Annotated in this window: 26 protein-coding genes; 19 read left to right on the top strand and 7 right to left on the bottom strand. The window is 63.6% G+C overall.

Annotated features, from left to right (window positions below):
• The first annotated feature begins 20 nt into the window (after positions 1-20).
• Together F3J45_RS03945 and F3J45_RS03940 are read left to right on the top strand one after the other, a co-directional pair.
• A complete protein-coding gene (locus F3J45_RS03945; RefSeq protein WP_167057647.1) occupies positions 21-1,448 on the top strand; it encodes a Na+/H+ antiporter NhaC family protein in 1,428 nt (475 codons plus the stop codon).
• Positions 1,449-1,504: 56 nt separating this feature from the next.
• Complete coding sequence (locus F3J45_RS03940) at positions 1,505-2,440, top strand: LysR substrate-binding domain-containing protein (protein ID WP_167057644.1); 936 nt, start codon at positions 1,505-1,507, stop codon at positions 2,438-2,440.
• Positions 2,441-2,485: 45 nt separating this feature from the next.
• Here the strand turns inward: F3J45_RS03940 and F3J45_RS03935 are convergent, their stop codons facing one another.
• Positions 2,486-3,004 carry a carboxymuconolactone decarboxylase family protein gene (locus F3J45_RS03935; RefSeq protein WP_167057640.1) on the bottom strand — a complete coding sequence of 173 codons (519 nt, stop codon included), beginning with the start codon at positions 3,002-3,004 and terminating at the stop codon, positions 2,486-2,488.
• Between the two features lie 137 nt (positions 3,005-3,141).
• The gene (gcvA, locus tag F3J45_RS03930) at positions 3,142-4,053 is read right to left on the bottom strand and encodes a transcriptional regulator GcvA (RefSeq protein WP_167057637.1); all 912 of its coding nucleotides are present in this window, start codon (positions 4,051-4,053) and stop codon (positions 3,142-3,144) included.
• A 180-nt stretch (positions 4,054-4,233) separates the two neighbouring features.
• On the opposite strand from gcvA, the gene F3J45_RS03925 reads away from it, so the two are divergent.
• The 6 genes from F3J45_RS03925 (at position 4,234) to F3J45_RS03900 (ending at position 9,005) form a co-directional block, all read left to right on the top strand.
• The gene (locus F3J45_RS03925; RefSeq protein ID WP_167057634.1) at positions 4,234-5,007 is read left to right on the top strand and encodes an SDR family NAD(P)-dependent oxidoreductase; all 774 of its coding nucleotides are present in this window, start codon (positions 4,234-4,236) and stop codon (positions 5,005-5,007) included.
• A 50-nt stretch (positions 5,008-5,057) separates the two neighbouring features.
• The gene (locus F3J45_RS03920) at positions 5,058-5,399 is read left to right on the top strand and encodes a carboxymuconolactone decarboxylase family protein (RefSeq protein WP_205300396.1); all 342 of its coding nucleotides are present in this window, start codon (positions 5,058-5,060) and stop codon (positions 5,397-5,399) included.
• 50 nt (positions 5,400-5,449) lie between these two features.
• Positions 5,450-6,124, top strand: coding sequence for a cupin domain-containing protein (locus tag F3J45_RS03915; RefSeq protein WP_167057628.1), 675 nt, complete (start codon positions 5,450-5,452; stop codon positions 6,122-6,124).
• Entirely contained in the window at positions 6,121-7,239 is a 1,119-nt protein-coding gene (locus F3J45_RS03910) for an FAD-dependent oxidoreductase (protein WP_167057625.1), read from the top strand. Before F3J45_RS03915 ends, F3J45_RS03910 begins: the two co-directional genes overlap by 4 nt.
• Before the next feature lie 128 nt (positions 7,240-7,367).
• Positions 7,368-8,495 carry a saccharopine dehydrogenase family protein gene (locus tag F3J45_RS03905; protein WP_167057622.1) on the top strand — a complete coding sequence of 376 codons (1,128 nt, stop codon included), beginning with the start codon at positions 7,368-7,370 and terminating at the stop codon, positions 8,493-8,495.
• Positions 8,496-8,498: 3 nt separating this feature from the next.
• On the top strand, positions 8,499-9,005 hold the full coding sequence (locus F3J45_RS03900) for a DUF2269 domain-containing protein (RefSeq protein ID WP_167057619.1): 507 nt from the start codon (positions 8,499-8,501) through the stop codon (positions 9,003-9,005).
• Here F3J45_RS03900 and F3J45_RS03895 read toward each other — a convergent pair.
• From F3J45_RS03895 to F3J45_RS03885, 3 genes are all read right to left on the bottom strand, one after another.
• Positions 9,002-9,370, bottom strand: a complete 369-nt coding sequence (locus F3J45_RS03895) for a DoxX-like family protein (RefSeq protein ID WP_167057616.1) — start codon at positions 9,368-9,370, stop codon at positions 9,002-9,004. The two genes, F3J45_RS03900 and F3J45_RS03895, sit on opposite strands and share 4 nt — an antisense overlap.
• A 308-nt stretch (positions 9,371-9,678) precedes the next feature.
• Positions 9,679-10,836, bottom strand: coding sequence for a S9 family peptidase (locus F3J45_RS03890; RefSeq protein WP_167057613.1), 1,158 nt, complete (start codon positions 10,834-10,836; stop codon positions 9,679-9,681).
• Between the two features lie 181 nt (positions 10,837-11,017).
• Positions 11,018-11,956 (bottom strand): LysR family transcriptional regulator, encoded by a 939-nt coding sequence (locus F3J45_RS03885; RefSeq protein WP_167057610.1) that lies wholly within the window; start codon positions 11,954-11,956, stop codon positions 11,018-11,020.
• Between the two features lie 275 nt (positions 11,957-12,231).
• On the opposite strand from F3J45_RS03885, the gene F3J45_RS03880 reads away from it, so the two are divergent.
• The 11 genes from F3J45_RS03880 to F3J45_RS03830 all read left to right on the top strand — a co-directional run bounded on the left by F3J45_RS03880 (position 12,232) and on the right by F3J45_RS03830 (position 24,300).
• Positions 12,232-13,173, top strand: coding sequence for a VOC family protein (locus F3J45_RS03880; RefSeq protein WP_167057608.1), 942 nt, complete (start codon positions 12,232-12,234; stop codon positions 13,171-13,173).
• A 24-nt stretch (positions 13,174-13,197) separates the two neighbouring features.
• On the top strand, positions 13,198-14,322 hold the full coding sequence (locus tag F3J45_RS03875; protein ID WP_167057605.1) for an FAD-dependent oxidoreductase: 1,125 nt from the start codon (positions 13,198-13,200) through the stop codon (positions 14,320-14,322).
• 94 nt (positions 14,323-14,416) lie between these two features.
• Positions 14,417-15,427, top strand: coding sequence for a fumarylacetoacetate hydrolase family protein (locus F3J45_RS03870; RefSeq protein WP_167057602.1), 1,011 nt, complete (start codon positions 14,417-14,419; stop codon positions 15,425-15,427).
• On the top strand, positions 15,424-16,206 hold the full coding sequence (locus F3J45_RS03865) for a cyclase family protein (protein WP_167057597.1): 783 nt from the start codon (positions 15,424-15,426) through the stop codon (positions 16,204-16,206). Before F3J45_RS03870 ends, F3J45_RS03865 begins: the two co-directional genes overlap by 4 nt.
• 259 nt (positions 16,207-16,465) lie before the next feature.
• Positions 16,466-17,563 (top strand): LLM class flavin-dependent oxidoreductase, encoded by a 1,098-nt coding sequence (locus tag F3J45_RS03860; protein ID WP_240164520.1) that lies wholly within the window; start codon positions 16,466-16,468, stop codon positions 17,561-17,563.
• Positions 17,564-17,577: 14 nt separating this feature from the next.
• A complete protein-coding gene (locus F3J45_RS03855) occupies positions 17,578-18,198 on the top strand; it encodes an NADPH-dependent FMN reductase (protein ID WP_167057594.1) in 621 nt (206 codons plus the stop codon).
• The gene (locus F3J45_RS03850; protein ID WP_167057591.1) at positions 18,191-20,662 is read left to right on the top strand and encodes a beta-glucosidase; all 2,472 of its coding nucleotides are present in this window, start codon (positions 18,191-18,193) and stop codon (positions 20,660-20,662) included. Before F3J45_RS03855 ends, F3J45_RS03850 begins: the two co-directional genes overlap by 8 nt.
• 110 nt (positions 20,663-20,772) lie before the next feature.
• On the top strand, positions 20,773-21,540 hold the full coding sequence (locus F3J45_RS03845) for a TIM barrel protein (RefSeq protein WP_167057588.1): 768 nt from the start codon (positions 20,773-20,775) through the stop codon (positions 21,538-21,540).
• A gap of 20 nt (positions 21,541-21,560) precedes the next feature.
• Entirely contained in the window at positions 21,561-22,571 is a 1,011-nt protein-coding gene (locus tag F3J45_RS03840) for a sugar phosphate isomerase/epimerase (protein ID WP_167057585.1), read from the top strand.
• An 11-nt stretch (positions 22,572-22,582) separates the two neighbouring features.
• A complete protein-coding gene (locus F3J45_RS03835; protein ID WP_167057582.1) occupies positions 22,583-22,975 on the top strand; it encodes a DUF6379 domain-containing protein in 393 nt (130 codons plus the stop codon).
• Positions 22,976-23,076: 101 nt separating this feature from the next.
• Positions 23,077-24,300: an MFS transporter gene (locus F3J45_RS03830; protein WP_370526225.1), complete on the top strand. Its 1,224-nt coding sequence runs from the start codon at positions 23,077-23,079 to the stop codon at positions 24,298-24,300.
• A 58-nt stretch (positions 24,301-24,358) separates the two neighbouring features.
• Here the strand turns inward: F3J45_RS03830 and F3J45_RS03825 are convergent, their stop codons facing one another.
• Complete coding sequence (locus F3J45_RS03825) at positions 24,359-25,591, bottom strand: multidrug effflux MFS transporter (protein WP_167057579.1); 1,233 nt, start codon at positions 25,589-25,591, stop codon at positions 24,359-24,361.
• A 97-nt stretch (positions 25,592-25,688) separates the two neighbouring features.
• Complete coding sequence (locus tag F3J45_RS03820; RefSeq protein ID WP_167057576.1) at positions 25,689-26,315, bottom strand: TetR/AcrR family transcriptional regulator; 627 nt, start codon at positions 26,313-26,315, stop codon at positions 25,689-25,691.
• Positions 26,316-26,327 lie beyond the last annotated feature (12 nt).

The following is a 26,327-nucleotide window of genomic DNA, read 5'->3' as shown; positions in this document are numbered from 1 at the left end:
CAAAACTTGAGGTCTTTGCGATGCATGAAGTAGGGGCATGGGGGCTACTCTCCCCGGCGGTAACCATTTGCCTGGCGATACTCACCCGCCAGGTGATCCTTTCACTGATGCTGGGATGTGTAGCCGGGTTTCTGGTGCTTTCCAATTTCCATCTTGGCCTGGGGTTGGAGAGTTCGGTACAAGGGGCGATCGATGTATTCAAGTCTGACGGCGTCGTCAGGACACTGATTTTTACCGTCATGATCAGCGGCGTAATCCACCTGGCGAGGATTACCGGGGGTATGCAAGGCCTGGTCAACCTGATTTCCGAACGCCTGAAGATCATCCGCGGCCCGATCAGCACTCAACTGTTGGCAGGCCTGCTCGCCATGGTGATTTTCATCGACAGCTACCTGGCCATGCTCACGTCAGGGGCAGCCACCGTCGAGCTGACGCGCAGGCACCGCGTTGCCCGCGAGCAGGTCGCGTATGTACTGAAGAACGCAGGTATCAGTGTCTGGTCATCGGTGATGTTCAATGGCTGGGGCGCAATGATGCTCGGGGTCGTAGCCGTGCAGGTCGAGAACGGCAGTATCGCGGGCAACCCTTTCAATATTCTGGCGCATTCCATTGCCTACAACCTGTTCGCCTGGGCAAGTATTGCACTGGTGTTGCTGAGCATCTTCACGCCGTTTGCCTTTCCCGCAATGCGTCGGGCCAAACAGCGTGCCGCCATGGGCGTAGAGCTTCGCCCGGGGGCCACGCCATTGGCTGCTGTGGGTGAACAGCAAACGCTGACAGGGGCCGGTGTTTCGAATCTGCTGGTTCCGCTGTTGTCGCTTTTTCTTTTTGTTCCGGTCGGCCTGTTCATTACCGGCAAGGGCGAAATCGCCGATGGCTCGGCGTCTACGGCGATTCTGTGGGCCGTTATCTTCGGGCAGGTCGTCGGGTGTATTCACTACGTGTGGATCAAGCGCGTGATGCGTATCAGCGACTACATCAACCACCTGATCGATGGCTATCAAGCGATGGTACCGCTGGTCGTGGTGCTGACCTTGGCATTTCTGATCGGTGATCTGTCCAGCCAGCTACAGATTGGCCAGTTCCTCTCGGCTCACTTCAGTGTGCTGATGCCGGTCGGGCTGGTGGCCGCCTTCGTGTTCGTCGTGGCGGCGTTGATCTCGCTGTCCACGGGGACATCCTGGGGCACCTTCTCGATCATGATCCCGATCGGCATCCAGCTGGCCGTGTCCTCCGGTGCAGACCCGTATCTGGTAGTAGGGGCTGCAATCTCGGGCGCCATCTTCGGCGATACCGCGTCGCCAATCAGCGATACCGGAATCGTGACCGCGACGGCCACTGGCAATGACATGATGGACCACATCAAGACGCAGCTCCCGTATTGCCTGACGGCAGCGGGGATTGCCCTGATGGGGTTCGTTGTTCTGGGGCTGAAGGGGACGGCGTAGTCACCCGACACGTTGTCGACCGCTGTGCCCATTTTCAAGGGGAATAGATTACACACATGGCCACTCCAGCCTACCTCAATGCACTCAGGGCGTTTGAAGCTTCCGCCAGGCATGGAAGCTTCACCGCCGCCGCCGTCGAGCTGAACGTCACCGCAGCAGCGGTGGGTCAACAAGTGCGCAACCTCGAAGCCTGGCTGGGTACGACGTTGTTCATTCGTGCCGGTCGCGGGACCGGCCAGCTTGAGGCGACCGCGAATGCGCAGTTGGCCTTGCCGGACATTCGGGCGGCATTCGATCGGCTGGCCATTGGAGTGGCGCGATTGAAGGAGGCCAGTGCGCATACCGGGCTGACCGTAACGGTAAGCCCTGCATTCGCGTCGAAGTGGCTGGTCCCTCGGCTTGAAGGCTTTCAGAAGGCGCATCCTGACCTGGATGTGCAGCTCGACACCGATTCGCGCTCGCTGGATTTCTCCCTCGAGCGGGTTGATATCGGTGTTCGTTATGGCGGCGGGCAATGGTCGGGGCTTGCGTCCGAAAAACTCATGGGGGAATCACTGTTTCCGGTCTGTGCACCTGACTACCCCTTGCTGCGCAACGGCCAGCTGGCGCCCGACGCATTGAGCAGATGCACGCTGATCCATGACTTGTCCATGCCCAACGACGCCGCATTCCCCACGTGGCGAAGCTGGCTCGACCGTGCAGGCTACCGCAGCGTGAGTGCCGAACATGGCTTGCGAATCAACAACTCCGCGGCGGTGTTGCAGGCTGCGGTCGAGCGCCAAGGCCTGGCGCTGGCGCGAAGCGTGATGGTGCAGGACGACCTCAACGCCGGGCGCCTGATAAGGCCGCTGCTGGACGGGCCGAGCGAATGGGCGCTGAAGCAGGCTTACTACATCGTTTACCGGCCCGATCATCGTGAACTCACCCATGTACGTGTGTTTCGCGAATGGCTGCTGGCGGAGGCGGGTACCGTTACCGTGCCGACCCTGTAGTGCCTTGCAAAAAACAGCAGTTAGCCCGATCAGGCCGAACACCAATCAGATTTGCAGCGCTACGAGAAAGCGCGACACCATGTTGTACGCCGCCACAGTTGCGACAGCCTCGACAGTGAGTTTCTCACCGAACAGCGCCTTCACCTCGTTCATTGTCTGCAGGCTCACCGCGACGTTGCGGGTGGATTGATCGGTCAGACGCAGTAACGCCGACTCTTGCTCATCGAAGACTCCGGCTATCTCATAGTCACGCAGGCAGGCAGCTTTATCTTCGGTGCCGCCTGCTTGCAGATAGGCGGGGTAGTGCACCCCCCACTCGAATTCAGCAGCATTGAGCGCGGCAACGCGCAGCATGATCATTTCCCTAAGGACCAATGGTAGCTCGAACTCGCGCCTTACACGCCCGAGCAGCTCGTTCCAGCCAGTGGCCAGAGGAAAGCTGCGCAGCAATACCCTGTCGATTCCAATCAATTCACCACCAGGTCGCCGCGCCTTCATTGCCGCAAGCAAGGCGTCGGGCGCCGGGTCGTTATCGTGCCAAGGGGTAACTCTGACTTCGCTCATGAATACTCCACCAATGAACAGGACATGGCCTGAGATGCTCGTTCATAGAGGGGGCGCGGAACAAACCAGTTATTCTTCGTGCCCGTCAAAGTTAAGGTTTCCCGGCTGAGCAAAGCCTTCTTACCGGTGCATGGCAGTCACTTCTTACCCGCCTCCAGAAGCCAGTCACGAAATGCCGTGACTTTCGGCAGGCTTGCACACTCGGGGCGGTATACCACGTAGTACGCCAACGCTGAATGGAACCTGATGTGCGGGAACAACCGGACCAATCTGCCCGCCGCCACATCATCGTGGGCCATGACGCTACGCGCCAGTGCAACGCCCTGGCCATCGATGGCCGCTTGCAGGACCGCGGCGGAGTTGTTGATTTTCAGCGCCCGGGCAGTGGCGACACAGCCGATTTCCGCCTTTTGCACCCAGGCCGTCCAGGTTGGGAAATCAGAGCGGTCATCCATCGACTGGTCGTGGATCAGCATCTCGCGGCCGAGGTCTTCCGGCGTTTGCAGGCGGGAGGCGTCGCGTAGAAAGCTCGGCGAGCAGACAGGGTAGACCTCTTCATCCATCAGCTTCTGCGCCACCAGGCCCTGCCATATACCGGCGCCGTAACGCACACCGATATCGATCCGCTGCGCCACGAAGTCCACTACCCGCAAGTTGGTGTCCAGGCGTACGTCCATATCTGGCCACTGGGCATGGAAGCTCTCGATGCGTGGCAGCAACCACTTCGCGGCGAACGCCGGGCTCACTGTCACGGTAAGCGCACCGGCAGTGGTGCCTTCCTTGAGCCGCTCGAAACCCAGGGTCAGGCGATCGAACCCTGCCCGTATGTCCGGTAGCGCCCGCTCGGCCGCTTCGGTCGCAACCAGTCTGACGCGACCGGTATTGGCCCTGTGAAACAACGCAATGCCAAGCCAGTCCTCAAGCGACCTGACCAGTTGGCCCACGGCTGCCGGTGTGACATTGAGTTCAGCGGCAGCCGCCGAAAAGCTCTGGTGACGGGCGCTGGCCTCGAAGGCTCGCAGCGCGTTGAGGTAGATGGGCGTCTTCATATCGATAAACTTTTTCTTTCTCGCGTGAACATTTTATATCGTTTGTCGCTTCATCGCGTGCCGCGAATAATCGGCGTCAAGGCAGGTACAGCATAGCGTTGAATAGCTGGACAACACGCCTGGGTAGATTGAAAAACTTTCCATCATCACCTGCAACTGTCAGGTGCGAAGAGGTGCGCTATGAGCAACACGTTCAACGGTAAAAAATTGCTGGTCGTCGGTGGCACCAGCGGAATGGGCCTGGAGGCCGCACGTCAAGTGCTGGCCGGTGGCGGGAGTGCCGTCATTGTAGGTAACCGCCCGGAAAAAGCAGAAGCGGCCCGTCAGGCGCTGTCAGAACTCGGCTCAGTGACCGTGCTGATCGCCGACCTCTCCCAGGCGCAAGGCGTGGATCAACTGATCGAAACCATCGGCAGGGAACATGCGGATATCGACCTTCTGGTGAACGCCGCCGGCGTATTTTTCCCCAAGCCCTTTCTCGAACATCAGGGCGCGGACTTCGACCAGTACATGAAGCTCAACAGGGCGTTTTTCTTCATCACCCAGAAAGTGGCTGCAAACATGGTGGCCGGCAAGCGTCCCGGCGCCATCGTCAACATCGGCTCCATGTGGGCAAAGCAGGCTATCGCCGCAACACCTTCTTCGGCGTACTCCATGGCCAAGGCGGCTCTGCACTCGCTGACCCAGCACCTGGCGATGGAGCTGGCGCCGCATGGCATTCGCGTCAATGCCGTTTCGCCAGCTGTCGTGCAAACCCCGATCTATGAGGGGTTCATTCCGAAGGCCGAAGTTCATGGTGCCCTGCAGGGTTTCAACAGCTTCCACCCCATCGGCCGTGTTGGCACGCCCGAAGAAGTCGCCGATGTCGTCGCCTTCCTGCTGTCGGGTAAATCCAGCTGGGTGACAGGGGCGATCTGGGATGTCGACGGCGGCGTGATGGCCGGGCGCAACTGACCAGACCCACACCGATGCAATTGGCCAAACACTTGAGGTAGTTGAAAATGATGAAAGACTGGAATGGTTATCGCACCGACCTGCTCGAGCGTGTGGGCGATCTGGCCAGGCAAAGCCCGGACATTACCCGGGGCCTGGGCCTCATTGATGGTGCTGCGGCAAAGACAGGCCACCTGGAACCGAAGATTCACGAGCTGATTGCCCTGGCCGTGGCGGTCACCACCCGCTGCGATGGTTGCATCACCGTACACACCAAGAAGGCTGTCGAACTGGGCGCTTCGAAGGAAGAGATCAGTGAAGCGCTCGGCGTTGCCATCGCCTTGAATGCTGGCGCGGCGCTGGTGTACTCGGCGCGCGTCCTCGAGGCCCACGCCCAGCTTCCCGTAGCCTGACACCGATGGGGCCGCCACGGCCCCATTTCATCTTCCCTGGAGATCGCCCCATGCTCGTCAATGCAGACTTCTCTCAGCCAGCCACCGTTGCCGGCGACAACTACCACTGGGTGGCTTCGCCGCAGAGTGGGGTGGAACGGGTGATGCTGGATCGGCTCGGTGGCGAAAAAGCCAGGGCGACGAGCATTGTGCGCTATGCACCGCGTTCCAGTTTTCCGCGTCACCTTCACCCCGGTGGCGAGGAAATTTTCGTGCTTTCGGGGACCTTTTCCGAAGACGGCAATCACTATCCGGCCGGGTTCTACCTGCGTAATCCGCCGGGTTCCAGCCATCAGCCTTCCAGCCATGAGGGCGCAGTCATTTTCGTCAAGCTATGGCAGATGCAAGCGCACGAGTCAGAGTCGGTGAGGGTCGATACCCGAAATGCCGACGCATGGCGGTATGAACATGGACGAGCTGTTTGCCCGTTGTTTGAAAACCACCATGAACAGGTGTGGCTCGAACGCCTGCCGGCGGGGCAGCCCGTGTTCAGCAACACAGATGCCGCCGTTGAGTTGCTGGTAATCGATGGCCAGATAGACACTCCCGACCGATCACTGAGCCAGGGCAGCTGGATGCGTTTTCCCGCAGGCTTGCGCCCGGTCATCACCAGTGGTGCCGAGGGCGCGACGCTGTTCATCAAAACCGGGCACTTGCCCAGCACGCTTGAGCACAGCAAACCATGAGAACTGCAAAAATAGCCATCGTGGGGGCCGGGTTGAGCGGCCTTTATGCAGCCTACAGGCTTGAACAGATCGGCATTGCCGATTACCGGATTTTCGAAGCCCGGCCATCACCCGGTGGGCGGGTTCTGACGCTGTCATCCGCGCAGATGACAGCGCTGAAACCTGGCAACGTTGCCACGGCTGACGTTTTCGATTTCGGCCCCTCCTGGTTCTGGCCGGAGTATCAGGAGCAGCTGGGGCAGCTGGTCGAAACGCTTGGGCTCGATTACTACGAGCAGCATGAAACGGGCGATATGCTTGTCGAGCGCTCGAATCAGGGGCCGGTCATGAGGATGCCCGGTTATAGAAGTGCGCCAGCCTCCATGCGTATCAGCGGTGGCATGGGCGCGTTGATCGAGGCGCTGCAACGCAGGCTTGATCGCGAGCGAATACTGACCGGGCAGATTGTTCGCCGTTTGCGCCGCACGCAGGCGGGTGTCGAGGTCGACACGTACGGTGATCAAAGCGGCGAAACGACATGGCAGGCTACCCATGTGCTGCTGGCACTGCCACCTCGGCTGGCCCAGGCCACGATTGATTTCTCCCCGCCATTGCCGGACGGGCTGTCGCGAAGCTGGCAGCAATCCGCCACCTGGATGGCGCCCCACGCCAAGTATTTCGCGACCTACGAAACTGCATTCTGGCGTGACCAAGGCTTGTCTGGTGCCGGGCGCAGCGCGGTGGGCCCGATGGCGGAGATCCACGACGCATCCATTCCCAACGGCCAGGCGGCACTGTTCGGGTTCATAGGCGTTCCGGCGACTGCGCGCAGGGCGCTAGGCGAGCGGGAGCTGCTCGCCCTGTGCCGTGCCCAGTTGGCGCGCCTGTTTGGCCCGATGGCCGCTTTGCCAACCGCAGAACTCATCAAGGACTGGGCTGCGGATCCGTTCACGGCGGTCGAGGCTGACGGGGTGGGTACTGCCCAGCATGCTGCTGCTCCGCCACGGGCTGCAACATCGGGGCCTTGGGCGGGCCAGCTGACCGGCGTCGGTAGCGAATGGTCGCTTCAATTCCCAGGCTACCTGGCGGGCGCCATCGATGCAGTGGACCGGGGGATTGCTTCGCTGGGCATCTGATACCAACCAGCTGAAGTCCCGGCTGATCACTCATCAGGCCGCTAGCGAAATCGAGTATCTTTAGCCGCCTCAGTCGCCAGGCTGCTCCAGGCGCGGCGCACGATCGACGGTTTAGGGACACGAACGAAATGGCACTCAAGGTGATGGTGATCGGTGGCTACGGCAACTTCGGCAGTATCGTTTGCCGGCACTTGGCGGGTGCGCCGAACATTGCGCTGGTGGTCTCCGGCCGCGACCCGGATAAGGTGCAAGGCAAGGTGGACGAGTTGAACACCTCGTCGGGCATTGCGTGCGAAGGTTGGTGTGGCGATGCCATGGGCGCCGGCTTCGCGAGTGTGTTGCAGGCGATGAACATCGAATTGGTGATCCATACCGGCGGCCCGTTTCAGGGGCAATCCTATGCCGTCGCCCAAGCCTGTATCGAGGCGGCGGTGAATTATTGTGACCTGGCTGACTGCCGAACCTTCGTCAACGGCGTGGGCGTGCTGGATGCCAGCGCCAGGCAGGCGGGCGTGGCTATTCTGAGTGGCTGCAGCTCGGTGCCGACGCTGTCGTCTGCCCTTATAGACCAGTACCGCCATCGTTTCATGCGCATTGACACGATCGAGCATGGCATTTCCTCCTCGGCGAAAATGCCGGGGCTGTCGACCGTCGAGGGGGTGCTCGCCTACGCAGGCAAACCGATCCAGCAACTCAGAAATGGCAGGGTACACCCGGTGCTGGGCTGGCAGGACCTCACGCTGCGCAAGCTGCCCCAGCTTGGCACGCGGGTGCTGGCCAACGTTGACGTGCCCGACATGGACATCTTTGCCGGCCGTTATGGCGCCCATACCCTGCGTTTCAAGGCGGGTGCCGGGCTCAAGCTTGGCGGCGTTGCCAATGGCCTGCTGGCTCAGGCGCTGCGCGTTGGGCTCGTGCGCAATCACGCCGTGTGGGCCGCTCGCCTGCATCGCCTGGGCACCTGGTTTGAACGCTTTGGTGATGGCAAAAGTGCGATGTACATCGACGTGCATGGCCTTGGCATAGATGGGCAGCCATTGTCCCTGGCCGTGCAACTGACCGCCTTGAACGACAAGGGCCCGGAAATTCCCAGCTGTGCAGCCGTCGCCTTGGCGACAAAAATGGCCCAGGGCTACGTGCCTGATTCTGGTGCCCGCCCGTGTGTCGGCGAAATCAGCGTCGATGAATACATGGCAGCCATCAACGACCCGGTCAACCTGAACCTGGCTGTGTATTTCTCTGACGGGCAGGGCTGACCCATGCTCTACCTGGGTCTGAAATACCTGCACGTGATCGCGGCAGTTTTCCTGTTCGGCTTCGGCATGGGGTCGTACCTCTACCTGATCGCCGCGAGCCGCTCGGCCAACCCGCACGTGATTGCCCATGTGGCGCGCATGGTGGTGCAGTTCGATACCTGGATCACCACGCCGGCGGGCGTCATCCAGATCATCACCGGCCTGTTGCTGGTCAATCTCTCCGGGCTCGGCGTGACCACGCACTGGGTGCTGACTTCGCTGGTTATCTTCCTGTGCGTGGGCTCGCTCTGGCTACCGGTGCTGGTGCTGCAAAAGCGCCTGCAGCAGATGGCGGCGACGGCGGCACAGGCCGACACAGCACTGGAGGAGGGTTACCGCGAGGTGTACCGAAAATGGTTCTGGATGGGCGTACTCGGCTTTCTGGGGATGTTTGTGATCGTGCTCATCATGGTCACGAAAATGCCCCCGTGGCAGTTGATTGGGGCAATGGCAGACGCCTGGAGGGTTTAGCGCCTGGCACTCCAGGCCACCGCACACAAGGCCAATCCCGCCATATTCAGCGACACCGGATTGAATGCTTCCTTGAGCAACCCCGGGCTGAACACCGCCACATCCACCAGTAGCCCCAGCAGCGCTGCCGCAGCCACTGCGATCGGCCAGGGATTGCGCGGTGCAAGCAGTATCCACAGCGCCAGGGCCATCTCCCCAAATCCCGCCAGGGTGGCGAACAGTTGCACCTGATCGATGCCATGGGCCTGGATCATCATCTGCTCGCCCGTGCTCAGCCACAGCAACTTCGGTACGAGCCCATGGTACGCAAACATGAACGCCAGACCACCGCGAGCGATCCAGTTGATACGTATCAAGGCGTTCATGATGACCCCTTCAAAAAGCGCTGTTCATGGTCCGGCGTCGGCAACAGGCACACACCATCGAACAACACCACGGTTTCACCGGGCTGTAGCAGGGGCGCGGGGACGGGGCGGGTATGCGATGCGGGCATGGGGGGGAGTCCAATCGGGCCGGGTGAGGCTGGATGATACCTCGGTGATGTACCCCCCCAAATACCCTCGATACCTCCAGCAGGATGCGTGAGCGGGAATGGCGATTTATGGCGGCGGCCGAGGTGGCGCACACCGTGCTTCAGTCGGCGCCGTCGGGGCTATGGCCGGCAGCAAGGGCGTCAGGCGGTGTATCCGCCAAGCGTTTCGGCAACCCAGTCAGCAATGTAGTGTCCGGCATTGATGCTGTTGTCGAAGCTTGAGTGCTGCACGCCACCTTCGCGGTCGGTGAAGATCTTCAGCTCGCGTTTTGGGCTGTTGACCAGTTGTTCGTAGGTGCGATGCGCCCATTTGAGGGGGATCTGCGAGTCCTTCTCGCCATGGGTGACCAGGAAGGGCACGCGAATGCGATCGAGCACACCGTCCAGGTGAACCTGTTCGGCAATGCGCATGAACTCGTCCATGTCCTTGGCGCCCCACACCCAGCGTACGTGCGCCCAGTAGTGCGGCACCGGGAAGTTGCCTTCTTTCTCCAGGCGGCGCTTCTGCACGTCGCGCCAGTCATGGTTTGCGCCCCACACCACGCCGCAGGCGAAGCGCGGCTCGAAGGCCACCGCACGCGGGCAGTAGTAGCCGCCCAGGGAGACGCCCTCCAGACCGATGCGCTTGGGATCGACGTCGGCACGGGTTTCCAGCCAGTCGACCACGCGGCTGGCCCAGTGCTCGCTGTCGTAGCGCGCGGTCAGGCCGTGCAGGCGCAGCGCCTCGCCGGTGCCGGGCTGGTCGATGATCAGCGATGACACGCCGCGCCTGGCCAGCCATACGGGCAGGCCGACGCGGTATTTCATTTCCTTGGTAGAGTCCAGGCCGTTGACCTGTACCAGCAGCGGCGCCGGGCCGCTGACGCCTTGCGCGCGTACCAGCAACCCCGAGAGGTGCTTGCCCTCATAGGGGATCTCCACCCGCTCGCAGTTTTCCCTGGCCAGGTCGATGCCCCTGGCGAACGTTGCCAGGAAGCGCTGGTACAGTGCCACACGGCCTGGCGCATCGTGGGCCTGCAGGCGTTCGCAGGTGAGGTAGTAGGTGGCGGCGCGGTTGTATTTCTCGCCGGCGGAAAGGCGTCGGCCAGCCGCTTGGTCTTCCTCGGCCAGGGCACAGAGCTTGTCGGCCATGGACGACCAGGTTTCTCGGAAGGCCTGGGTTCCTGCCGCGTCGGGTTGTTTGGCGGCATCCTGCAGCGGGGCGCACATTTCCTCGATTTCGCCCATGCGGGCGCCCATCTCGATAGCCAGGTCCACCGAGAGGTTCCAGACGTAATTGGTGGGGAAGTAACGGAACATGGGTGTTGTCCTTCTGCGGTCGTTGAATCCGGCGCCCAGGATTGCGGCAGGCACGCAGGGCGCTGTTTGAAGGCAAGGTACGCAGGTGGAACTGGGCGAGGCCAATCGTGAACGGGGATGCGAGGTATCGCCAAACGCGATGCCCCGGCAGCCAAGCGTTGGCCGGGGCGATGGTGGCGGCTCAGGCGCTGGCGCGCACGACCTGCAGTGGTTGGCCGGCGTGCTGGATGAATTCGCTGATGCGATCGCGTAACCATCGGTGCATGGGGTCGCCATCCATGCTGCGGTGCCAGAGCATGAATTCGCGCATGACCGGGATCTGGACCGGAGGCGGCAGGATACGCAGCGGCAGGTAGCCGGCGTACAACTCGGCCAGGCGACGGTGCATGGTGGCGACCCGTGGGGTCCCTACCAGCAACTGCGGCAACGTGTTGAAGTCATTGGTGATCACCTCCAGGCGCCGTTTGAAGCCGTACTGGCTCATGAACCAGTCCTCGATGCTCAGGTGCCGGTTGCGGCCGAAACCCACCGAGATGTGGCCCATCTGCATGTACTGCTCCAGGGGCAATCGCTCGCCGACCTCGGGGTTGTCGCGCCAGACCACGCAGACATGCTCCTCTTCGAACAGCAGTTGTGCCGGGTGGCCGTCTAGCCGGTAGCGCTCGGGCACGATCATCATGTCGACCTCGCCACGCAGCAGCAGCTCGGCACTGCTGTCGCCGGGGCTGATGATCTCGAAGGTGATGTGCGGCGCCTGCTGGTGGATGTTCTGGATGACCTGGGCAAACAGCACGCTGACCAGGTAGTCCGAGGTCACCAGGCGGAAGTGGCGCTTGCTGCTCGCCGGCTCGAACACCGGTTTGGCGGTGATCGAGGAGCGGATGGTCAGTAGCACCTCGCGCACCGGCTTGGCCAGCTCCAACGCATAGGGCGTGGGCTGCATCTTGCGGCCGACCTGCACCAGCAGCTCATCCTCGAAGAAGGTCCGCAAGCGGCCGAGCACACCGCTGGTGGCCGATTGGGTCATGTGCAGGCGTTCGGCGGCGCGGGTGATGTTCTGCTCTTCGAGCAGGATGTCCAGGGCAACCAGCAGATTCAGGTCCAGGTGGTGAAAGCGCATGTGATAGCTCTCGGCTCTTGTAGTTATTTTCGCGATACCTTCCCGCTGGATTGCCGATACGTCAAGAGCTCCGGGCCCTGCCAGCGGGCCAACGCCAAGCGCCGTGGGCTGACGCACAAGTATCGCGATTGCCGATGCCTCGCATCCTGACACGCGATTGGTCACCCCGCACAGCACCGAGCAGTCTGCGCTCCAGTCGAGCGGCCAGCGGGCCGGCGCGACCCACTACCGGTGAGCCTGCATCGCCGAATAACAATTTCAATGGAGTGGTAGCCATGAACATTCTTGGTCTCGATGCGCTGGTGTTCGGCGTCGACGATATCCAGGCCTGTGCCGATTGTTTGCGTGACTATGGCCTGACTGCCGTGCAACTGGACGCCGACGGTGGCCGCTTCGAAGCGCTGGACGGCACCGCGGTCATCATCCGCCGCGGCGCCGACAGCCGCTTGCCGCCAGCGCTGGGTGCTACGCCGTCGCTGCGCGAAACCGTCTATGGCGTGGCCGCTGCGGCGGACCTGGAGGCGATCGCCGACGAGCTGGGCCGTGACCGCGCGGTGCATCGCGACGCCGACGGCGCGCTGCATACCGTCGATGACCTGGGTTTTGCCATCGCCTTCCAGGTGACCTGCCGGCGCGCCTTCGAGGCACCGGCCGACCTCACCAACGCTCCTGGCAGCGCGCCGCAGCGCTCGCTCAACCAGCTGGGCATCTCCCCGGACATGCCGGCCTTGCCACGCACCTTGTCCCATGTGGTGTATTTCGTGCCCGACGCGGCCAAGGGCGAAGCGTTCTACCGCGACCGCCTGGGCTTCGTCACCACCGACAGCTTCATTGGCGTCGGCCCGTTCATGCGCACAGCCGGCATGGACGACCACCACTGCCTGTTCATGATCCAGACCCCGCCGCATATGCAGGGCTGTGAGCACTTCACCTTCCACATGGGGAGCGGCACCGAAGTGCTGCTGGCGGGCACGCGCTTCCAGCAAAAGGGCTGGGCCAGCTTCTGGGGACCAGGCCGGCACCTGCTGGGCTCCAACTGGTTCTGGTACTTCAACAGCCCGCTGGGCTGCCACATCGAGTACGACGCCGACATGGACAAACACGATGACGCGTGGGCGGCGCGCCAGGCGCCGATGTCGGCCGACAACTCGCAACTATTCCTCTTCAGCTCGCGGGAAAAATGGGCACCGGGCGGCCCACCGGCGAAGCAGGGTTGAGCCATGGGCCACGCGAGACATGCAATGAACACTGTGACTGACGTACTCATCGTAGGTGGCGGGATTGGTGGCCTGTGCGCGGCCATTGCCTTGCGCCGCAAGGGCATTGCCGTCGATCTGGTCGAGCTGAAGAGCGAGTGGAGCGTCTACGGCGTCGGCATCATCCAGCAGAGCAACGTGGTGCGCGAGATGCACCACCTGGGCCTGCTCGAGGCCTACCTCGATGCGGCCTACGCCTTCGAGGACGTGGCCATCTACACCACCGAAGGCCAGCAACTGGCGCGCATCCCCGGCCAGCGCCTGGCCGGCCCGCAGTACCCGGCCAACGTCGGTATCTCGCGCCGCGCCCTGCACAAGGTGCTGAGCGAAACCGCCATCGAACTCGGCACCCAGGTGCGCCTGGGCACCTCGGTGCAAAGCTTCGAGCAGGATGCCAGCGGCATCGACGTGCTGTTCAGCGACGCCAGCCATGGCCGCTACGGGCTGGTGGTCGGCGCCGACGGCTTGTACTCGAAGGTGCGCGGCTTGTTGTTCGGCGATCAGTACCTTCCGCGCTTCACCGGCCAGTCGGTGTGGCGCTGCAACTTTGCGCGGGCCGCCGGTATCGACCACCTGGCCAACTACCAGGGGTCAGCGGGCAGCGCGGGCCTGGTGCCGCTGGCCGACGACCTGATGTACCTGTTCACCACCTCGCACGAGCCCGGCAACCCCCGGATGGAACCCGCCACCCTGGCTGACGGCCTGCGCCAGCGGCTGGCGGGTTTTGGCGGGCTGATCGGCGAGTTGCGCGAGCTCATCGATGACAGCACCGAGGTCGTCTACAAACCGCTGGAAGCCGTGTTCGTCGACGAGCCCTGGTACTGCGGCCGTGTGTTGCTGATCGGCGACGCCGCCCATGCCACCACCCCGCACCTGGGGCAGGGCGCCGGCATGGCCATCGAGGATGCCGTGGTGCTGGCCGAGGCGCTCAGCACCGACGGCAGCCTGGAGGCGCAATTGCAGCACTTCATGGGCCGGCGATTCGAGCGCTGCAAGCTCATCAGCACGATGTCGTTGCTGGCCGGCGAGAAGGAGGTCCAGTGCGACCCTTCGTTCGACCGCATTGGCCTGGTCAAGCGGATGCTGGAAGTCACCGCGCAGCCGATCTGATTCCCCCTATCCGAGGAGACAACATGCAATCGCTTCCTGCATTCAAACCTGTGGTCACTGGCCACGATGCCTGTGACCGGGAGGAGCTGCAGCCATGAAACTCGCCACGTTCGACGACGGCAGCCGCGATGGCCGCCTGCTGGTGGTGGCCCGTGACCTTGGGCGTGCAGTCGATGCCAGCGACATCGCGCCCAGCTTGCAGGTCGCACTGGAGCACTGGCCCCAGGTCGAAGCCCGCTTGCAGGCGTTGTACCAGCGGCTCAATGACCACGCGGCCGCAGGTGCCTTCGAGCTCGACCCGGCGCGACTGGCCGCGCCCTTGCCACGCGCCAGCCAGTGGCTGGACGGTTCCTGCTTCCTCAGCCATGGCGAGTTGATGCAGAAGGCCTTCAACCTGGACCCGATCGAAGGCGTTGAGCACACCCCTCTGATCTACCAGGGCGCCAGTGACGATTTCCTCGGGCCACATGCGGACATCCCCTTGCCTAGCGAGGCTCACGGCATCGATTTCGAGGGCGAATTCGCCGTGCTGCTCGATGATGTGCCCATGGGCTGCCCAGCGGAGCAGGCCTTGCAGCATGTGCGCCTGGTGGTGCAACTCAACGACGTCAGCCTGCGCGCCTTGGCCCCGCGGGAGATGAAGACCGGTTTCGGCTTTCTCCAGGCCAAGCCGGCCAGCAGCTTCGCGCCGGTGGCGGTCACTCCCGATGAACTCGGCGAGGCCTGGCGCGACGGCCGGGTGCACCTGCCGCTGCAGGTGCAGTGGAATGGCGAGTGGTTCGGCCATCCCCATGGCGGCGCCATGCACTTCGGTTTTCACCAACTGATCGCCCATGCGGCGCTGACCCGGCGCTTGAGTGCCGGCACGCTGGTTGGCTCCGGCACCGTTTCCAACGCCGATCGCAGCGTAGGCTCGGCATGCATTGCCGAGCGCCGCGCCATCGAAACCCTTGCATTCGGTGCGCCGCGCACGGCCTTCATGCGCTTTGGCGACCGGGTGCGCATGGAGGCACGCGGGCCCGGTGACGAGGTGCTGTTCGGTGCCCTCGACCAGCGCGTGGTCCAGGGGGCTGGCCAGGCCACTTGCAAAGGAATCCTCCCATGAGCTTGAGCAAACGCCGCCTGCTTGACTTGTCCGTCACCTTGGACAACAACCCCTACACCGATCCGCCGCCCTTGCTGCCGAAGATCGATTACATGGACCACCAGCAGGGCTGGCCGGAGATGGCCGCGATGTTTCCCGGGCTGCGCAAGGAAGACCTGCCGGGCGATGAGTCCTGGGCGGCGGAGCGTCTGCAGATCACCACCCACAGCGGCACGCACATGGACGCGCCCTGGCACTATGCATCCACCACCGACGGCGGCAAGCCGGCGTTTGGCATCGACGAGCTGCCGCTGGAGTGGTGCCTGCAGCCGGGGGTGAAGCTGGATTTTCGTCATTTGCCTGATGGCCACGTGGTCACGGCGGCAGAGGTCGAGGGCGAACTTGCGCGTATCGGCCATGCACTGCAGCCACTGGACATCGTGCTGGTGAACACCCGTGCGGGGAGGCTGTTCGGCCAGCCTGGCTACCTCGAAGCCGGCGTGGGGATGGGCCGGGAGGCGACGTTGTATCTGCTGGAGCGTGGGGTGCGGGTGGTCGGCACCGATGCCTGGAGTTGGGACGCGCCGTTCAAGTACACCCGTGAGCGCTTCAGTGAAACGGGGGATGCCTCGATCATCTGGGAAGGGCACAAGGCCGGGCGGGATATCGGTTATGGGCAGATGGAAAAGCTGGCCAACCTGGAGCAGTTACCGGATTTCGGCTTCATGGTGAGTTGTTTTCCATACAAGATCCGCCATGCCTCGGCCGGATTTGTCCGAGCCGTCGCAATCCTGGAGTAAGCGTTTCCTGTTGCCGGGCTCACGCTGGGACGTGGTTTTGCCGGTTGAGCATACGCCGTCGGCAATACCGTCCGGCAGATAAAACACCTTACCGAGCTTCTCTGAAAATCACGAATGGGATGTTGACGACCTCGGTCATAGCTGCCTATTCTCAACAAACTGGAACGAGAATTCTAATTCTAGCAATCACCTTGCATGCACGTGCAAAGGCTGCTCAGACCTCGTCCAGGGAAATCATCATGACAATAAGAGGACACACATGATGCGCTTCTCCGCCTTCCTGGTCGGTCGTTCGACTGCCCCCGAGCAAGACCGTTTCGTCATGGATGCCTTGGTCGATCACGCCCGCGCCGCCGAGCGCCTGGGCTTCGACGCGGTGTTCATGCCGGATCACCACTTCACCGGCTACGCCCCCATGTCCAGCGACCCGTTCATGTTCGCGGCGTACCTGGCGGCGCAGCTCAAGCGCGTGCATTTCGGCATGTCGGTCACCACCGTGCCGTTGCACCACCCGGTGCGCTTCGCCGAGCGGGTGAACTTGCTCGATCAGCTGACCGATGGGCGCCTGCTGGTAGGCGTGGGCAGTGGTACCACCCCGGAGGAGATGATCGGCTTCGGCGTCAACTACAAGCATGCCTCGGCCCTGCTGCAAGAGAACCTCGACCTGGTGCAGCGCCTCTGGGACAAGGAGATCGAGGATGATCCGATCACCTTCGAAACCGCGCATTACAAAGGCGCCGTTGTACAGCGCATCGTGCCGACCGCCTACCAGAAGAAATTCAACCGCATCATGCCGGTCGCCCTGCGCGAAACCAGCATGCAGCGCGCTGCGGATTCGGGCTGGCCGGCGTTCATCCCGGCGTTCACGCCGCCGGTGGTGGCCAGTGCCGACCCGTTCGCCGAGCTGACCAAATACTTCAACCGCTACCGCGATGCGCTGCACGAGGCGGGGCATGCGCCGCAGGTGATCGAGCACTGCCTGTCCTGGACCACCCACACCTACCAGTGCGTGCACCTGGCGCCAAGCGCGGATCAGGCCGAGGAGGAGTTGATGCAGATCCTCAAGGCCTACAAGCAAGCCATTGACCGCGAGTACCACTACAACAAGCGTGCCGAAGTGCTCAGCGGCGTGTCGCTGCACCCGCACCCGGATTGCTTCAGCAAGGAATGGATCAACACCTGGTGCCTGCACGGCACGCCGGAGCAGGTCGCCGAGGAGTTGCACAAGCACCAGCAGCTGGGCATCGGCAACGTGCTGATGGGTTTCATCAACGGGCCGCTGACCGAGCAACGCATCGGCTTCGCCAACCAGTCGCTGGACCTGTTCTCGCGCCAGGTCATGCCGCAATTTCGTTGAGGGAGGCTTGAATCATGAACCGTACCATTGCTTTGCATGATGCCGACCGACCGCTGATCGTGGGCATCGGTGGCACTACTCGGCCTGGGTCGAGTACCGAGAAAGCGTTGCGTTGCGCCCTGGAGCGTGCGCGACAGCTGGGCGCGCGCACCCTGCTGTTTGGCGGCGCAGAGCTGTCTGCCTTGCCGAGCTTCGACCCGCAGGTGGCTGAGCGTACGCCCGCCGAGGTGGCGTTGATCGAGGCCGTGCGTGCCGCAGATGGGGTGATTTTCGCCACGCCCGGCTACCACGGCGGTGTCTCGGGCCTGGTGAAAAACGCCATCGATCTGCTGGAAGATTTGCGCCAGGACAGCCGCGTCTATCTGGATGGCCGTGCGGTGGGCTGCATCGTTACCGCGGCCGGCTGGCAGGGTTGCAACACCACCCTGGGCGCCTTGCGCTCCATCGTCCATGCACTGCGTGGATGGCCGACGCCGCTGGGCGTGACGCTCAATACCGCCGGCGCCTCGCTGTTCGACGCGCAAGGGCATTGCACCGAACCCCAGGTAGCCGCGTCGCTGGCCATGCTGGCCGAGCAGACCTTGGTGCTGGCGCCACAGCGCCAGGGTTCGGGGCAGAGGGTGAGCCATGGGTAGCCCAGCGTTCGACTGGCGCCAGGTGGCGCACCTCACGGCGGGGCAGGACATGTGGTCGACCCACCCGCTGGCGGCCATCGGGCTCAAGTCCATGCGCTTTTCCGATGGCCCCATGGGCATCACCGGCGGGCGGGTGGATGAGCGCGACCTGGCTCTGCTCACGCCCTGCGGTCTCGCTCTGGCGGCGAGCTGGGATACGGCGCAGGTGCGCAAGGTTGGCCAGGTAGTGGGTGACGAGGCATTGCGCCTGGGCATCCAGGGTATTCTTGCGCCCAACCTCAACCTGATGCGCAGCCCCCTGGCGGGCCGGGCCTTCGAGCTGTTCGGCGAAGACCCGTTGCTGATCTCGCACTTGGGCGGGGCATGGGCTGCAGGCGTGCAGTCCCGGGGCGTGGCCTCGGTGATCAAGCACCTGGTGTGCAACGACTCGGAAACCGACCGGCGCAACATGAATGTGGCGGTGGACGAGCAAACCCTGCGCGAAGTGTATTTTCGTCCGTTCGAGTACACCGCCAGCCGCGGGGCCTGGGGCATGCTGACGGCTTACAACAGCGTCAATGGTGTGCGCTGCGCCGAGCTGGGCCAGGCAATCGGCTGGCTCAAACAAGGTATGGGCTGGGATGGCCTGATCATGTCTGACTGGTTCGGCACCCACAATGGCGTCGCCAGCCTGAAAGCCGGACTCGACCTGGAAATGCCAGGCCCGGCGCGCCATATGGGCGAAGCGCTGCCCGACGCTGCCGCGATCGGCAAATACGTGGTCGATGCTGCTCAGCGCCTGCAACGGCTGGCCGAGCGGGTGGCCAACCCCGCGCCATACGATGCCAGCGCCACTGCCGAGTCGGAGCGCAAGCACGTGCTCGAAGAAGCGGCGGCTGCTGGGATGGTGCTGCTTCGCAACGACGGTTTGCTGCCGTTGCAGCCAGGCAAGCACAAGCGCATCGCGGTGATCGGGCCCAACGCGGTCCAGCCCTGTTTCCAGGGCGGCACCTTCGCCAAGGTGGCCCTCGACCCTGCGACGCAGATGCCGGTCACCTCGATCGCAGCGCGCTTTGCCGACGTGCAGTATGCCGAGGGCGTGGTCGCCGAGTATCGAATTCCACCGCTGACCTTGAGCCGCGGCGCATCCCGGGAGCCGCTGAACCTGAACGTGACCTTCCGCGATGGCGAAGGGCGCCAGGTGCATCAGGAAGCGCGCCACGCCTCGTCGCTGATCTGGTTCAAACACATGCCCGGCGTGGGTGACCTGCTGGCGCTCGAAGGCACCGCCAATGTCACCGCGTGCACGGTCATGCAGGCGCAGCGCAGTGGCGTGCATCGCTTCTTCGTCGGCGGCACAGGCGAGGTCAGCCTGTTCATCGACGGGCTGGAGCAGGCCAGGTTCGATGGTGTCACCTTGTCTGGCGACATCATGGGCAAACTGATGCAGAGCCCGCACACCACGGTGGATGTCGCGCTGGAGGCGGGCCAGCAGGTCTCGCTCGAATTCTCGATGAATCTCCGCTGCAGCCTGGCCCATGGCCTGTGGTTCGGCTGCCGAGCTCCCGAGCAAGGCGAGCTGCTTGAACAAGCCGTGGCCCTGGCCAGGGACGTGGACAGCGTGGTCCTGATGGTGGGGGAAACCGCCGACGCCGGCCTGGAAAGCGTCGACCGCGACACCACCCAGCTAAGTGCCGCGCAGCAGGCGCTGATCCGTTCGGTCTGCGAGGTCAACCCGCGCACGGTGGTGGTGCTCAACGTGGCTCACCCGGTCGACACCGCCTGCCTCGAACGAGCCGCCGCGGTCATCGTCGCCTGGTACCCGGGGCAAGGCTTCGGCCCGGCACTGGCCTCGGTGCTGGCAGGCGACCGCGAGCCGGGCGGGCGCTTGCCTGTGACCTTTGCCGCGCAAGAGCAGGACTACCCGGCCTGGTCACTGGCACCGGACGCCAACGCAAACCTGCATTACCGCGAGCAATGGTGGGTGGGCTATCGCCACTTCGCCGCGAACGCGCTGAAACCGGCATTCCCGTTCGGCCACGGCCTGGGCTATGCCTTGATCGAGCCAGAAGTGGCGCAGCTGTTCGGCGAGCAGGTCGACCAGCTGAGCGTGAGCCTGTCGCTGCTCAACAGCTCGACGCGCCCAGGTAAAGCCGTTCCGCAACTTTACCTGCAGGCGCCCGCCGAGGAGGGCGAGCAAGCGCGCTATTGCCTGGAAGCCTTCCTGGCCGTGGAGGTGCCGGCAGCGGGCAGGGCGGTGGCCAACCTGGTGCTCGAAGCGCGCAGTTTCTCCCGCTGGGATTGCCAGGCACAGCGCTGGCGCCTGCGCCCTGGGCTTTATCGCCTGACGCTGGGTGCCTCCAGCAGCGAGAGCTGGTTTCAACTGGCGCTCCACGTCGATGAAAGGGGCCGGGTCGAGGCGGGCGCCTGGCATTCGCTGTTCGCCGAAGGCATCGCCACCGGCGATACGTCGAGCGCGAAATAAATGATTGTGCAGGGGCGCGAAAGCTGTGGCTCACTGCTAAATAATTAGAACGCGAATACTTGTTCAGAATAATAATGGCGGAGCATGGCCGCCGCACAAGGAGGTAAGACGTGTACCCATCAGCCTGTATCGAATGGCTCTTCCAGGATGACTGCCCGGCGTTCGCCGACCGCATTCGCGCGGCGAAGGCCGCGGGCCTCAGCCATGTCGAGTTCCACCTGTGGCGTGACAAGCCCATGGACCAGGTGGCGCAAGCCCTGCGTGAAACCGGTGTGACCCTCACCAGCTTCTGCGTCGACCCGCGCCGCAGCCTGGTCGACCCGGCGCAGCACGCCGAGTTCATCGAGGCCGTGCGCGACAGCCTGGCGGCCAGCCAGCAGGTTGGCTCGCCGCCGCTGATCGTTGCTTCCGGCTTCACCCGCGAGGGCGTCTCCCGTGTCGAACAGCGCGCCGCGGCAGTGAAGGCGTTGGCCGAGGCCGCGGGCCTGGCCGAGGCCGCCGGGGTGGAGCTGTTGGTCGAGCCGCTCAACACCCGCATCGACCACCCCGGCATGTTTCTCCACGACACCCGCGAAACCCTGGACATCATCGAGGAGGTCGGCAGCCCGAACCTCAAGCTGCTGTTCGATGTGTACCACTCCAGCGTGATGGACGAATCGCTCGAAGACGTGCTGCACGGGCGCATGCACCTGGTGCGCCACGTGCAGATCGCCGACCTGCCGGGCCGCAACGAACCCGGCACCGGCCAGCTCGACTGGAGCGACCTGCTGCAACGGCTCAAGGCGCTGGGTTACCGGCAAGCCATCGGCCTCGAATACAAGCCCACCTTGCCATCCCTGCAATCGCTGGCCAGCGCGCGCCTCGCCACCGGCCTGTAACCGCCCCTCAGGAAACCGTCATGAACAACAAGATCAAACGCGGCGTCAGCCTGTACAGCTTCCAGAACGAAACCTTCCTCGGCAAGATGGACCTCGCCGACTGCATCCGCCACTGCGCCGACATGGGGGCGCTGGGCATCGAGATCATCGGCGAGCAGAGCTTCGCCGGCTGGCCGGAGCAGGGCGTGGCCGACACGGCCATCGAGCACTGGCATCACCTGATGAAAAAGCACGGTACGGTGCCGGTCAGTCACGACTTCATGCTCGACTACAAACGCTACAAAGGCCGCCCGATGCCGTTTGACGAGCAGGTGCGCAGTGTGCGCAACGACCTTCAATTCGCCTCGCGTCTGGGCATGAAGTACATCCGTTCGCTGGTCTCGGTCGAACCTGAAGTGCTGGTGGCCGCGGCACCCTACGCCGAGGAGCTGGGGCTGAAGATCCTACTGGAAGTGCACGCGCCGCTGCACTTCGACCACCCCTGGATCATCCGCCACGCCGAAGCCTACGAGCGTTCCGGCAGCCAGGCCTTGGGCTTCCTGCCGGACATGGGCATGTTTCTGTTCCGCTTCCCCCGTGTCTGGAAAGAGCGCTTCATCCGCAATGGCTGCCCGGTCGCCGCCGCTGAGTTCATCGAAAAGAGCTATGAAGACCGTCGTCTCAGCGAATACGTGATCCTCGATGTGATGGAAAAGTGGGGCCCGGGCCCGCAGCTCGCCATGGCTGAAACGCTGCGCCACAACGCTGCGTTCGAGCCCAAGCGCATGCTTGATTTCATGCCGCGCATCCACAACATCCACGCCAAGTTCTACGAGATGACCGAGGCGCTGGAAGAGTGGTCGATCCCGTACGACGAGATCTTCCGTGTGCTGCAAAAGGGTGGCTATGACGGCTACGTCTGCTCCGAGTACGAAGGCAACCGCTGGGTCGAAGATGCCTTCGAAGTCGACAGCCTGCACCAGGTTCGCCTGCAACACCGCATGTTCTGCAAACTGCTCAACGAAGACCTGCCCGCCGCGCTGGCTGCCTGAGGATTGCCCCGATGTTCGATAAACACATGATTTGCCAGGAAGGCTTCACCAACGTCGTCGAAGGCGGCCAGGTCACCGGCTTCCGCTTCCTCGCGCGCCTGCCGTATTACCGCGGCCTGGGCCTGTCGATGATCGAGGACATCGCCATCAGCGTCGACGGCGAGGCGGTCGCGCGCAGCGACATCCGCTTCAGTGTGCGTGGGCGCAGCTGGAGCCTGGACGAGTTGGAAAGCGTCTACGACGACCGCTGGAACTTCGGCGAAAAGGCTGAGCTGATCGTGCTCAAAGCCGGCGGCCTGGCCGCGGGCACGCACCGCCTGAAGCTGGCCGAGAAGCTGCGGATTTCCTACCTGCCGTTCGTGCCCACCACCACCTGCGAGGCGGATGTCGCGCTGACCCGGTGATCTCGATAAGCCAATGAAAGCAGGCGAGTCGGGCCGACCCGATTCGCCTTGCCGCGTGCCCAGCCTGTTTCATCTCCACAAGAACAACGAAGGAGAAGATCGTGGGAAATACCCTTACTGCTACAGAAACCGCTCAGCGCGCCGGTGTGGCGCAGGGCCTCATCATGGTGCTGACGGGCTTTTTGCCCATCCTTGCCATTGTCTCGCTGGCGCCGGCGGTGCCAACCCTGATCGAGCACTTCGCCGATGTGCCGTACGCGCAGGTGCTGATCCCGACGATGATCACCGCACCGGGCCTGATGATCGCCTTCGCAGCACCCTTTGCCGGCTTGCTGGCGGACCGGCTGGGGCGTCGTCGATTGCTGATCGGCTCAACCTTGCTGTTTGGCCTGTGCGGCACCATGCCCCTGTGGTGCGAGTCGCTGGCCGTGATCTTCGCCAGCCGCCTGGGCGTCGGCCTGGCCGAGGCGGTGGTGCTGACCCTGGCCAACACCATGCTGATCAACTATTTCAACGTCCGTCGTCGGCGCTTCTGGCTGGCCTTGCAGGGCTTCATCGGGCCGTCGCTGGCCGCTGTCGTCATCGCCAGTTCCGGCTACCTGACGGCCATGGCCTGGAATGGCGCGTTCTGGATCTACGCCATCGCCTTCCCGCTGTGCCTGGCGATGAAGGTGTGGATGTTCGAGCCGGACGCCGAAAAGCGCCACGATGACGAGCCGCTGATCGATGACACCGTGTTCCCCTGGCTGCGTATCGCGACGATCTGTTCGATCACCTTCGTCATCGCCGTCGTGTACTACGTCTACACCATCAACGCCGGCACGGCATTCCACGCCCTGGACGGCGCCTCGCCGCAGCGGATCGGGTTAATGATGTCGCTGGCTTCGCTGGCGGTGCCCCTGGGCGCGGTGGTGTTCGGCTTTGTCTCCAGCCGCATCACCCCGGAGCGGGTGCTGACCGTCACGCTGGCACTGATCGGCGTAGGCATGGTGCTCATTGGCCTGGCCCAGAGTACCCTGGCCATGGGCGTGGGCGCGGTGGTGCAACAGGTCGGTGCCGGCATGGCGGTCAGCTCGATGATCTTCTGGGTGGCGTCACTGGTGGGGCCTGCGCACCGCGGGCGGGCGATGGGGGCGTGGTCCAGCGCGTTCTTCGCCGGGATGTTCGTCAGCCCGCTGTTCGTCAACCTGCTGCGGGTGCAGGCGGACGGTAGCATCATGGTGCCGTTCTCGGTACTGGGGTGCGTGGCGCTGGTGCTGGGGGCGGCGATTTTTGCCTATACCCTGTCGGGCCATGGGCATGCGTTGCGCAAGATCCCGGCGTGAAGCGTTAGCGACGCAGTAAACGAAAGGGCCTCCTGTTCAGGAGGCCCTTTTTTCGTTGCTAGTGCCGGGACTCTGCCGGGACACCCGCCGTTTGCCGGCAAAGCGCCTGCGCACGCAGCCAGATGATGCCGCCGACCATGAGCGTCTGGCAGGCGGCGCAGGCGATCACCATCGACGGCCCGCTGCCGAATGACGCCAAACCTGCGACCAGCGCGCCGGCCAGCGATGCGCCGGCCATCTGCAGGCTGCTCATCAGTGCGCTGGCAGTGCCTGCGTGCTGGCGGAACGGCTGCAGCGCCAGTTGCGTGGCATTGCCGCTGACCAGCCCGCCGGACATGGTCAGCGGCAGGATGCAGGCCAGCCAGGGCCAGATCGATGTGGCGCCGACTGCTGCGCAAACGGCCAGCCCCGCACAGCCTGCAACGGCCAGGCCGGCGCCGGCAAGCAGCAGCTTGTGCGCATCCACATGCCTGGCGCTCAGGCGCCCATTGCTGATCGCGCCGACGATCAAGCCGGCCGAGCAGGCGCCGAAGATCAGGCCGAACTGCTGCGGGCTCAGCCCCAGGTCACCGATGAACAGGCTGGGGGCGGCACTGACATAGGCGAAGATCGAAGCGAACGAGGCGGAGGTGACCAAGGTGCCGGCGAGGAACAGCGGCTTCTTGAGCGTCATCGCATAGCCGCTGACCAGACTCCTTGGGCTGAGCTGGGGCAGGGGCGTGGCTAGGGTTTCCCGGAACCCCCGGGTTAACAGCAACCCGATCACGACGCCATAGACGCCCAGGAATACATACAGTATCTGCCAGTTGGCAAAGGCGATCAGCACCGAGCCCAGGCTCGGCGCCAGCAGCGGGGCCAACATGCCCAGCGCCGCCATGAACGACAGCTTGCTGCGCGCCTCGCTGCCCTGGAAGCAGTCGCGCATGATCGCCAGGATCACCGGCCGGCCAGCGCCGCCGCCGATGCCCTGGACCAGCCGCCAGGCCAGCAGTGTGCCCAGGTTGTTCGACAGGGCGCAGCCAATGCTGGCCACGCTGAACAGCACCAGCGAGGCCAGTAGCACCGGTTTGCGGCCATGACGGTCGCACAGCGGGCCGGCCAGCAGCGGAGCGGCGGCGAAGCCTGCGAGGAAAACGCTGAGTGACCAGGCCATGGCTTCCGGCGCGACCCCCAGGGCCAAGGCGGTGCTGCCGTTGGCCGGCAGCGCCATGTCGATGCCGAGCGCGCCCAGGGCGCTGACGGCGGCCATCAGTACCAGAAAGGCGCGTGCGTGCGGGTTTATTGCCTTCAATGGGCCAACCTCCCAATCTTGGGTGAAACAAGAATTCTAATTCTAATATTCGAGAAGCGCCAACCCCGATTCAATTATCGAGGTGAGGGGGGGCGTGTCAGTGGGTGAGGAACAGCACGCTCATGGTGCCCAGGTCCTGCTTCAGGTGGTTCCAGTCACCTTCGCCGGCAGCGTCGGCGGCCGAGCCCAGGCCGAGGAAGCGCGCCAGGGACGAGTAGGTGATACGGAAGCAGGAGTTGATGGCGCGTTCAGGGTCCGGATGGCGGATTTCGCCCTGATGGGCGCTGATCTGCGCGATGAAGCTCGCGGCCATGCGGCCATGGGATTGCTTGCCGGAACGGGCGATGTCGGCATTGCCGGCGCGGTTCATGAACGGCTTGAGGATTGCGGCATGCCGGGCAAGGAATTCGGCCAGGGTATCGACCAGCAGCGGCAGCCGCTCGGGCAGGGTCAGTGGACGGGCGCCCAGGTCGCTCATCAGGCTTTGCCACTCGAGGTCCATCTGCTCCAGGGCATCCTCGAATACAACCTGCAGCAAGTCTTCCTTGCCCTTGAAGCGGCCGTAGATCGAGCCGATCGACACGCCGGCGGCCTTGCTCACCTCGATCAGCGTGAGGTCCGCGCTCACGCTCTCGCACAGCAGCTGGCGCGCGGCTGTGAGCACTTTTTCCAGTGACTGGCGGCTTCGGTCTTGTAGGGGCGGGCGTACGTTTGGTGTGGTCATGGCGGCAAGCTT

Source organism: Pantoea sp. Ap-967, from assembly GCF_011752565.1.
Classification (GTDB): domain Bacteria; phylum Pseudomonadota; class Gammaproteobacteria; order Pseudomonadales; family Pseudomonadaceae; genus Aquipseudomonas.
The sequence above is the reverse complement of the archived record's forward strand: the minus strand, read 5'-3'. Positions and strand labels throughout refer to the sequence as shown.

Coding starts and splice junctions, on each gene's coding strand:
- F3J45_RS03850 (WP_167057591.1), top strand. CDS start 18,191: ATGGGTAGCCCAGCGTTCGACTGGCGCCAGGTGGCGCACCTCACGGCG.
- gcvA (WP_167057637.1), bottom strand. CDS start 4,053: ATGAAGACGCCCATCTACCTCAACGCGCTGCGAGCCTTCGAGGCCAGC.
- F3J45_RS03865 (WP_167057597.1), top strand. CDS start 15,424: ATGAGCTTGAGCAAACGCCGCCTGCTTGACTTGTCCGTCACCTTGGAC.
- F3J45_RS03945 (WP_167057647.1), top strand. CDS start 21: ATGCATGAAGTAGGGGCATGGGGGCTACTCTCCCCGGCGGTAACCATT.
- F3J45_RS03940 (WP_167057644.1), top strand. CDS start 1,505: ATGGCCACTCCAGCCTACCTCAATGCACTCAGGGCGTTTGAAGCTTCC.
- F3J45_RS03870 (WP_167057602.1), top strand. CDS start 14,417: ATGAAACTCGCCACGTTCGACGACGGCAGCCGCGATGGCCGCCTGCTG.
- F3J45_RS03910 (WP_167057625.1), top strand. CDS start 6,121: ATGAGAACTGCAAAAATAGCCATCGTGGGGGCCGGGTTGAGCGGCCTT.
- F3J45_RS03915 (WP_167057628.1), top strand. CDS start 5,450: ATGCTCGTCAATGCAGACTTCTCTCAGCCAGCCACCGTTGCCGGCGAC.
- F3J45_RS03935 (WP_167057640.1), bottom strand. CDS start 3,004: ATGAGCGAAGTCAGAGTTACCCCTTGGCACGATAACGACCCGGCGCCC.
- F3J45_RS03885 (WP_167057610.1), bottom strand. CDS start 11,956: ATGCGCTTTCACCACCTGGACCTGAATCTGCTGGTTGCCCTGGACATC.
- F3J45_RS03890 (WP_167057613.1), bottom strand. CDS start 10,836: ATGTTCCGTTACTTCCCCACCAATTACGTCTGGAACCTCTCGGTGGAC.
- F3J45_RS03880 (WP_167057608.1), top strand. CDS start 12,232: ATGAACATTCTTGGTCTCGATGCGCTGGTGTTCGGCGTCGACGATATC.
- F3J45_RS03875 (WP_167057605.1), top strand. CDS start 13,198: ATGAACACTGTGACTGACGTACTCATCGTAGGTGGCGGGATTGGTGGC.
- F3J45_RS03835 (WP_167057582.1), top strand. CDS start 22,583: ATGTTCGATAAACACATGATTTGCCAGGAAGGCTTCACCAACGTCGTC.
- F3J45_RS03900 (WP_167057619.1), top strand. CDS start 8,499: ATGCTCTACCTGGGTCTGAAATACCTGCACGTGATCGCGGCAGTTTTC.
- F3J45_RS03925 (WP_167057634.1), top strand. CDS start 4,234: ATGAGCAACACGTTCAACGGTAAAAAATTGCTGGTCGTCGGTGGCACC.
- F3J45_RS03820 (WP_167057576.1), bottom strand. CDS start 26,315: ATGACCACACCAAACGTACGCCCGCCCCTACAAGACCGAAGCCGCCAG.
- F3J45_RS03860 (WP_240164520.1), top strand. CDS start 16,466: ATGATGCGCTTCTCCGCCTTCCTGGTCGGTCGTTCGACTGCCCCCGAG.
- F3J45_RS03920 (WP_205300396.1), top strand. CDS start 5,058: ATGAAAGACTGGAATGGTTATCGCACCGACCTGCTCGAGCGTGTGGGC.
- F3J45_RS03855 (WP_167057594.1), top strand. CDS start 17,578: ATGAACCGTACCATTGCTTTGCATGATGCCGACCGACCGCTGATCGTG.
- F3J45_RS03905 (WP_167057622.1), top strand. CDS start 7,368: ATGGCACTCAAGGTGATGGTGATCGGTGGCTACGGCAACTTCGGCAGT.
- F3J45_RS03840 (WP_167057585.1), top strand. CDS start 21,561: ATGAACAACAAGATCAAACGCGGCGTCAGCCTGTACAGCTTCCAGAAC.
- F3J45_RS03895 (WP_167057616.1), bottom strand. CDS start 9,370: ATGAACGCCTTGATACGTATCAACTGGATCGCTCGCGGTGGTCTGGCG.